The sequence below is a fragment of the Cupriavidus phytohabitans genome (assembly GCF_017815025.1).
GTDB lineage: Bacteria > Pseudomonadota > Gammaproteobacteria > Burkholderiales > Burkholderiaceae > Cupriavidus.
This window is the reverse complement of sequence record NZ_JAGIQB010000179.1, coordinates 1-1496: the sequence shown is the minus strand read 5'-3', so window position 1 is coordinate 1496 and position 1496 is coordinate 1. Positions and strand designations below refer to the sequence as shown.

Annotated in this window: 1 protein-coding gene; it reads left to right on the top strand. The window is 58.6% G+C overall.

Annotation, left to right across the window (positions count from 1 at the left end; translation table 11 throughout):
- The first annotated feature begins 202 nt into the window (after positions 1 to 202).
- Positions 203 to 358 (top strand): transposase DNA-binding-containing protein, encoded by a 156-nt coding sequence (locus J8I34_RS33965; protein ID WP_371748207.1) that lies wholly within the window; start codon positions 203 to 205, stop codon positions 356 to 358.
- Positions 359 to 1496 lie beyond the last annotated feature (1138 nt).

The following is a 1496-nucleotide window of genomic DNA, read 5'->3' as shown; positions in this document are numbered from 1 at the left end:
TTCTTGGTCAGCAAGGCCGGCTCGTGCATATCCTTCATACACCCGGCCACTTTCAGCCATTGTGGCCGCGCCGCTAGGTTGGGGGCTGACCAAGATACGCCCTTAAGCCCATTGCATTACACACAAGTTGTGACGACGGGGTTGTAAGCCGAGCGAAGAAGGCGTTTGCTCGCGGTTTCGAATCGGCTGTTGAGGCAAACAAGTGGTGGCAGCGAGTTGGGCAGAGGCGCCATCGGCGAGCATCCCGAGCGCTTGTGGGGGCTGGGCAGAAACGGCCGCTGCCTATCGCTTTCTGTCCCAAGATCGGCTGGAATGGCACGACCCGCCAGCAGCCTCGCGCGGTTCGCGCTTGTGGTGACCAGCACAGTATCCGGGCGAGCCGCACTGTCGCGCCTGGTCGGTCAACTTGGGCTGGAGCATGGTGTGCGTTCTGTGCAATGGGAAAGCATCCCGTGCCCGACGCCACGCAACATTTATCATGGATAACGTGGCTTTGGCACACCCGGTGCTGGGTCATTCGGAGTTCACCAGACTGATGCCATGCAGAAGGCACGCCGTCATTGCGCGGTCAAGGGCTTGTGGTAGGGTTCCTCGGCAGGGTTATTTCCTTGACTGCTGGCAACCCTGTTGGCCTACATGACCATGACGCCATCGATGCAAGGCATCCTTTCAACGCTATGGATGGCAATAAGTTGCAGCGTCTCATGGATACCCGATGCAATTCCAGTCTGGCGGCAATGAACTCTGGGCATTACCGGGATGCAACCCTCCGGAAATATCGACCTGACGCCGGGCGGATCGCTGCAGCGTGTGGGCGGCAATGTGCCACCAACGTGCAGTTCCAGGGAAGACCGTGCTCAAGCCGCTGGAGACCAATGGATTCGGTATTGCGCTGGCAGTCGGAGTCGTGCAACACCCGAACGCCAAAGAGAGAAGTTGTTCGGAAACCTGTACATCAACGTGCCAGTGTCGTTCTCGTTCGTTGATGACCGCTTTGTCACGCACCTAAATGTCGGCGCCAATCGCGACACGGAAGCTGGCGAGCGCAGGCTATCTTGGGGGATCGGCACGGAAACCCAACTCCACCCGAGTGTATATCTGGTTCCGGAGTCATTTCAAGCGGGCTTACGCTTTTGGTGGTGAAGGACCGAGTGCAGCTCGACACAACCTACGGCAACGTGTTCGGTGGGGGTACAGGGGAACGATTCTTCACGATTGGCCTGCGTTTGCTTTCCCCTCTGCCATAGCGCGCTTACCTGCAGCAGGCCATGACCCGTCCCAATCAAGCCTGCACGTTGGCAGCCCTGCTGCATCCCGACGCCAAGAATCTGGCCGCTGTCGATGCCATCTTCGATGACCGCAGCTAGCCGTACTACGAGCACCGTCTGGCCGCATAGCGGCGCCCATCCCGTAGAATCCCGGCGTCCTCAAATCTGAAGTGCAACACCTTGCCATTTGGTAAGGTGTGGTGGATGACGAAGAAGAAGTACCGGCAA